The 6,389-nt window shown below is 63.0% G+C and carries 5 protein-coding genes; 3 read left to right on the plus strand and 2 right to left on the minus strand.

The genetic code is table 11. The annotated features are described in order from the left end of the window. Positions 1-115 precede the first annotated feature (115 nt). Together rimI and ACE04F_RS05845 are read right to left on the minus strand one after the other, a co-directional pair. Positions 116-568: a ribosomal protein S18-alanine N-acetyltransferase gene (gene rimI / locus ACE04F_RS05840; RefSeq protein ID WP_486105396.1), complete on the minus strand. Its 453-nt coding sequence runs from the start codon at positions 566-568 to the stop codon at positions 116-118. Continuing rightward, entirely contained in the window at positions 561-1,346 is a 786-nt protein-coding gene (locus ACE04F_RS05845; protein ID WP_486105397.1) for an energy transducer TonB, read from the minus strand. Before ACE04F_RS05845 ends, rimI begins: the two co-directional genes overlap by 8 nt. Positions 1,347-1,527: 181 nt before the next feature. Here ACE04F_RS05845 and mksB point away from each other — a divergent pair, with 181 nt between their 5' ends. From mksB to mksF, 3 genes are read left to right on the plus strand one after another with little or no spacing between them, the layout of a single operon-like run. Continuing rightward, positions 1,528-2,820 carry an Mks condensin complex protein MksB gene (mksB, locus tag ACE04F_RS05850; RefSeq protein WP_486105403.1) on the plus strand — a complete coding sequence of 431 codons (1,293 nt, stop codon included), beginning with the start codon at positions 1,528-1,530 and terminating at the stop codon, positions 2,818-2,820. Then, a complete protein-coding gene (gene mksE, locus ACE04F_RS05855) occupies positions 2,810-3,511 on the plus strand; it encodes an Mks condensin complex protein MksE (RefSeq protein ID WP_486105398.1) in 702 nt (233 codons plus the stop codon). The genes mksB and mksE overlap by 11 nt, the downstream gene beginning before the upstream one ends. After that, positions 3,508-6,348, plus strand: coding sequence for an Mks condensin complex protein MksF (gene mksF, locus ACE04F_RS05860; RefSeq protein WP_486105399.1), 2,841 nt, complete (start codon positions 3,508-3,510; stop codon positions 6,346-6,348). The genes mksE and mksF overlap by 4 nt, the downstream gene beginning before the upstream one ends. The last annotated feature ends 41 nt before the right edge of the window (positions 6,349-6,389 follow it).

The following is a 6,389-nucleotide window of genomic DNA, read 5'->3' on the forward strand; positions in this document are numbered from 1 at the left end:
CCCCCTCCCACATGGGTTCTGTGTCTGGCCCAGGATTTGATGTACGCCGCCAGCCCCCTGTGGGAGCGAGCCTGCTCGCGAAAGCGGTGGCTCAGTCAACATCAATGCCCTTGATTCAGTCCACCAAGGTACAGGCCATGACCACCGCATCTTCACGCCCGCCTACCGCCGGGTAGTAATCCCGCCGTCGGCCAATCTCGTTGAAACCGTAACGCTCATACAACCGGAACGCCGTGCGATTGCTGTCGCGTACTTCGAGGAAACATTCGCGTGCCTCGGCCTTGTAGGCAATCGCCATCAAGTGCTCCAGGAGCCGCAGGCCCAAGCCGCGTCCCTGGTTTTCCGGCTTGACGGTGATATTGAGCAGGTGCGCTTCATCGAGGATGATCTGCACCACGCCATGGCCGACTTGCTGCTGGCCTTCGAACATCAGCCAGATCTGGTATTTGCCCAGCCCGTCGAGAAATATCCCGCGGGTCCAGGGATGGCTGTAGGCCGCGTATTCGATCTTCAGTACAGCGTCGAGGTCCGCCTCGGTCATCGGGCGGAACGATACAGCGTCACTCATGCGATTCTTTCCAGCGCGCCATCAGCCGGCGCATGGCTTGCCAGACGTCAGCCTTGTGCCGTGGCGTTTCCATTAACGATTCCAGTCCCGGCAATGCCCAGGCCGAGCCCAGGCCTTCGACCTGCAATTCACGGTTGAACGCTTCGGCATCCGCCTCGCCGGCAAACCTCACTGCCGGCAGGCCGATCAGCCACAGACACACGCACGGTTCATCTTCCAGACGCGCCGAAACAAATCCCTGGACAAAGTCCCGCGCCGCCTCTGGCCCCTGGTCCATCGTGCCGCGTGACAGCAGCGGCCAACGCACCGGCTCGCCGATAATCTGCGGGCTGTCCGGCAGGCCGGCGGCGCGCAGCATGTCCTTGAGCAGCAAGTAGGCAGGATCGCGGCTCTGGAAGGGTTCGCCGGTGGGTAACTCCACCAGCAGCAGGCAACGCCCGGCTCGCAGCAATTGCAGGGCGAAACGTGGCGGCGGCACCTGGGCGACCTTCACCGGAGCCGGCGCTTCGTCAACTTCTTCCACCGGTTTGGCGTTGGTCCGGGTCGAGGCCAGGCTCGGACGCGGGACTTCGACTTTCGGCCGTTCGACAGCGGGCGCCAACGGCTCGGCGACGGCCTTGGCGACGGGCGCGGCCTGGGGCGGCGCGACCTCCATCGGCTCAGGCGCTTCCAGCAGCTCGGGCCGCGACGGGGCGGCAAATGGCAATTCGGTACGCGGCAGCCAGTTGACCACCTGCATGGCGGTCAGATAGGCGCGGCGGCGGGACTCGATAAGCAAGGGTCGGCCACTTGTGGATAACTGAAAGTGGGGAGGATTCTACCGCCCTTCGGGGCGGATCGCTTCCCTGTTGAGCCGATAGTTGAGCGATACGCGACGACAGTCCGTCTCGGGGGTGAATAGCAACCGGCCCGATGCAGTACAATTGCCGCTTTTAATTGCCAACCCGACGGCCATTGCGATGATCGAACCCAAGCGCGTCTTGCGCGCCCTTGCTGAACACTGGGCATTGCTGGAACCTTTGTGCGAGCACTTCGACCAGGGCACCCTGAGCCTCAACGAACTGCGTTCACAACTGGCCGCCCAACAACTGGACAGCACGCCCCAGGACATTACCCACCTGCTGGACGTGTGGATCCGCCTGGACATCCTCGTGCCGGTGGCAAAAAGCCCCAACCGTTTCGAGCTCAACGCCCAGATCCACGACTTCCTCGCCTACCTGCGCCGCGAACACCGCCTGGGCCTGTGCCTGGAAATCGAAGCCTACCTGCGCCACCTCGAGCGCCTGGCCGGTTACATCCAGGACGCTTTCGAGGTGCGCGACGGCAACGACCTGGCCCGCCAGTTGCGCTTGCTGGACATGCGCGTGCGCGACGTCCTGAAGAAGCTTGCCAACGATGAGCAGGCACTGGTGGCCGTGGCCGAACGGGCCAAGACCAGCGACCGGCAGATTCCGCTGCGCCAGCGCTATGCCGAAGTACTGGCGACCTGGGACGAATACGTCGAACCGATGATCCAGCTGGTGAACGCCGACGGCGCCTTCGAGCAAGGCGTGCGCAAGGTCGAGAACGTGCTGTTGCGCATGCTCACCGAACAACAGCGCCTCGGCCACCTCGTCGACGACGACATGCTGCTGCGCACCCATGCACGCATCCTCGAAATGCAGACCAGCGCCCAACTGACCCTGCGCCACGCCCGGGAACTGCTCCTGCCGCTGCGTGAAGAAGCCCGCCGGCATAACGCCGTGACCCGAGGCGCCGCCCTGGCCCTGGCGGCTATTCGCCGCAAGGGCATCGATGCCGTGCCGCAAGCCGCCATGCCGCTGTTCACCCGACCGCAAAGTACGTTTCTGGGCAGCGCCAGCCAGGTCGAAGCCTATGTCTATGCCCTGGCCCGCTTCGAACCGAAACCGGCGCGCTTTCCCAAGTCCCACAAGACCCACAAGGGCGGCGAGGCACCACGGGCGCCGCGCACCGTACGCGAGATGGTCGAGCGTTGCGAAGACGCCCTGCCGATGCCGGACTTGATGACTTGGCTGCTGGAGCAGGAGCCGGACGGCGCCACCGACGAATTGCTGTACTGGTTCTCGCGCCTGTCGCGGGAAAAACGTTTCAAGCGCGAGCGTCTGGAACGCCGCGATTACCACACTCATGAGCATCAGGTCAGCCTGCGCTCCTTCGCCCTGCTCTCGGCCGGCAGCGCCGCCGAGGATTCTGCGAGCACTCTTCATGCAAGTACTTCCCATGCAACTTGATCTATCCGAACTGTCCCAGCTGGCGCCGATCTTTCGCGAGCTATTCAAGGGTTACCACGTCAGCCGCCGCGACCCGGAGCTGTACGCACAACTGTCGAACTTCCAGGACCAGTACCGCACGCTGTTCAAGGCCCTGGGCTTTGAACTGGTGTGCGATACCCGCGGCTTCTATTACTTCGTGCCCGACCTGGCCGCCGCCGCGGTGAACAAGACCGCCCAGCGCCTGGCCCTGTTCACCTTCATCCTGGTCGAGCACCTGGCCGACCAGGGCCGCGACCCGATCGCCGTGCTCGACGGCGGCAGCCTCGGCCGCGATGAGTTGCCTTCTTTGCTGGAAAAATACCGCGACCTGTTCATCCAGGCCGAAGTACAGACCCAGGAAGAGCTGGAAGAAAAAATCATGCGCCGCATGACCCAACTGGGTTTTGCCAGCGAAGAAAACGGCGTGTACCGCTTCCTGCCGCCGATGCATCGTTTTTTAGACGTCTGCCTGTCCGTCCAGCAGGACCGCGACCTGGCCGCCAGCCTGCACAGCGTGCTGCCGTTGCCGGCGCCGGTATTGATCGACGAAGACAGCGACGAAAAACTGCTGCAGACCGATGATCCGCTGGACCTCAGCGAGTTCGACGGCGAAAGCGAAGAAGACGCACTGGCCCGCGCCATTGCCGAAGAACAGGAGACCGACGCATGAGCAAGGAACGCTACGGCATCCGCCGCTTTGCCTTATTGAACACCGCCGGCTACAGCCTCGGCCTGTTCCCACTGGAAGAACCGCTGTCGGTTTACGGCGCGAACAACCTGGGTAAATCCGCCTCGATCAACGCCCTGCAGTTCCCGATCCTGGCGCGCATGTCGGACATGAGCTTCGGCAAGTACAGCCTGGAGCAATCCCGGCGTTTCTACTTCGCCTCGGACACCAGCTACATCCTCGTGGAAGTTGCTCTGCCCCACGGCCCGCACGTGATTGGCGTGGTCGGTCGCGGCCCGGGCGGCGGTTTCGGCCATCAGTTCTTTGCCTACGCCGGCAAACTGGACCTGGCCCACTATCAGAAAGATGACACTTGCCTGCGCCAGAAAGAGCTGTTCACCAACCTGGAGCGCGAAGGCCTGAAGGCGTACGAACTCAAGCCGGATGAACTGCGTCGTCTGCTGGTCGGCGGACACACCTCGATCCCCCTGGACCTGACGCTGATCCCGCTGCGCTCCACCAGCGAGCAAAGCCTCAAGACCTTCCGCGCGCTGTTCATCAACCTGCTGCACATGCGCGAAATCACCGCCGCCAAGCTCAAGCAACTGTTCCTCGATGCGTTCGAGCACAGCCTGCGCTCCGGCAGCGTGGACTACATAGCCGCGTGCGAAGAAGCCTTCCGCGACGTGCGACGCATGGAACAGGACTACAACTCCCTGGTGGCGGCCGGCCCGTTGGTGGAAGCCTTGGCCAACGGCGTGAAGCAGCGCGATATCCTGCGCGGCAAACTGCATCGCCTGTCGCCATTGCTCGACTCGCTGCTGGGCACCTGGTCGGACTATGCCAGTGCGCGCAAGGAAGAGCTGACCATCCAGGCCGAACATTACCGCAACGAGCAGGATTCGCTGCAGAACGACCAGCGCGGCGGCACTCAAGAGCTGATGCGCCTGGAGCGTGAAATCAGCGGCATCCAGCGCTGGCTCGGCGAACTGGCGGTGCTCAAGCATCGCTTTGCCCTGGTGGATGACGTCAAGGTCCTGGAGCAGCAACTGCTCGCCGCCAAGGACGCGCACGACGAACTGGCCGGCGCTCTGGCTCAGTCCCGGCAATTCAGCGCCGAAGACCTGGAAGAGCGCCTGCGGGATCTGGAAAAACGCCTGAAGTCGGTCAAGCAGCAACTCGATCACGCCGACAACAACAGCTACGCCCGCCTGCGCGAAGAGTTCTCCCAGCAGGACGTCGAGCGCCTGATGCGCCTGTTCAACAGCGCTTTGTTCAGCCTGCCGCTGGGCGAACACGGCATCGCGCTGGACGAGAACGGCGAGTGGGTCAAATCCATGGAGCTGATTCTCGACGGCTTCAAGGGTGAACGTTTCGAAGTGCCGGGCTTGTCCATTGACCTGTCTCACATCGAGCCGCCGGCGCTGCAAGCCCTGGCCGACCGTGCCGCGCTGCGCGACCAGAAAGAACGTCTGGAAAAAGAGCTCAAGCAGCTCAAGACCCAACAAGCCGTGGCCGCCGACCGCGCCGCGAGCAAGACCCAGACCGAGGCGCTGTACCAGCAGGTCCTAGATGCGCAGAAAGCCCTGGAAGATTTCCGTCGTACTCAGACCTTGAGCGCCGAAGAAGGCGAGAAACTCGAGCAGCTGGCGCAGATGGAAGCCGCCCAGGACGAACTCAAACGCTCCAGCGACGCGTTCACCGAGCGCGTCCAGCAGCTGTCCGCCAAGTTACAACTGGTGGGCCGGCAGATCGCCGACATGGAAGCCAAGCAGCGCACCCTCGACGATGCCCTGCGCCGTCGTCAGTTGCTGCCGGCGGACCTGCCATTCGGCACGCCGTTCATGGACCCGGTCGACGACTCCATGGACAACCTGTTGCCGCTGCTCAACGACTATCAGGACAGTTGGCAGGGCCTGTTACGGGTCGATGGCCAGATCGAAGCGCTGTACGCCCAGGTGCGCCTCAAGGGCGTGGCCAAGTTCGACAGCGAAGACGACATGGAGCGCCGTCTGCAACTGCTGATCAACGCCTATGCCCACCGCACCGACGAAGCCCTGACCCTGGGCAAGGCGCGTCGTGCGGCCGTCACCGACATCGCTCGGACCCTGCGCAACATCCGCAGCGACTACGACAGCCTCGAACACCAGTTGGCGCTGTTCAACCGCGAGATCAACAAGCGCCAGGTGTCCAACCTGCAAAGCTTCCGCATCGTCCTGGCGCCGAACAAGGAAGCGCTCAAGCACATCGACCAGATCATCCACAGCGCCGGCCAGTACGAGGAAGGCGAGACGCTGTCGGTGTTCGACCTGAGCCAGAGCGCCGAGCAGGACAACAAGAACGAAGAAGCCAAGGAATACCTGGCGCGGCTGGTGGCGGCAAACCACAACCAGCTTGGCCTCAAGGACTTGTTCGAACTGGCGTTCGAGATCACCAAAGTCAACGGCCAGCCGGTGATCCACACCGACATCGACGGCGCGGCGTCCAACGGCACCACCATGACCATCAAGGCGCTGACTAACATGTACTTGTTACTGCACCTGATGGACCGCGAACAGGCTGGCCGCGTGCGCCTGCCGTACTACCTGGACGAAGCGGCGGACATCGACGAAAAGAACCAGGCAGCGCTGCTGGAAACCAGCTTGCAACTGGGCTTCGTGCCGATCCTCGCCAGCGTAAAGCCGCAGGTCTGCGCCAGTGTCGCCATCGACCTGGAAGGCGGCAGCGGCCCGAACGGCATCTACATCGACGAGGCGGACTGGAAGTACATCCGTCGTCACGATGCGGTGAAAGCCACGGTGAACGTCCAGGCCGATGAGCCGGAGCTGGATCCGGTTTGAGGTGAATAGCCGGGTATGAAAAAGGCCGCGATCCATTAGGA

Source organism: Pseudomonas sp. AGC41, assembly GCF_057334555.1.